The sequence below is a fragment of the Vibrio genomosp. F10 str. 9ZD137 genome (assembly GCF_049974785.1).
GTDB lineage: Bacteria > Pseudomonadota > Gammaproteobacteria > Enterobacterales > Vibrionaceae > Vibrio.
Genome location: NZ_JBNGCJ010000194.1, coordinates 1 through 328 on the forward strand (window position 1 = coordinate 1; position 328 = coordinate 328).

Annotated in this window: 1 pseudogene; it reads right to left on the reverse strand. The window is 49.4% G+C overall.

From position 1 onward, the window contains the following. Positions 1 to 328, reverse strand: a pseudogene (locus tag ACP45E_RS02510) (2-nitropropane dioxygenase); the annotation flags it as partial.

Below are 328 nucleotides of genomic sequence, written 5' to 3' on the forward strand. Positions count from 1 at the left end.
AGCGGCTTGATAAGCCTAAGTACCAACGGAATATAAGCGCCATTTTACGCTTAGGGTTACCTTCAGCACGCTCGATTTGTTTAGGATCTCGCTCATTAAAGTGAGCCACAGTACCGGCCCAAATGTCATCTAGCGTCGAGCGGAAAACTTGTTTCTCTAGCTTCTCGCGCTCAGCAATAGGAATGGCTTCGATTGAATCGTAACGCGTGTAGATCTCATAGAGTTTGTTTGCGCGCATCGGGAATAACGTTCCACGCTTAACAACCTGAAGCTTCACGCCCATCTCAAACATGTCCGCAGCGGGCGCCATGGTCACATCGGCCATTTC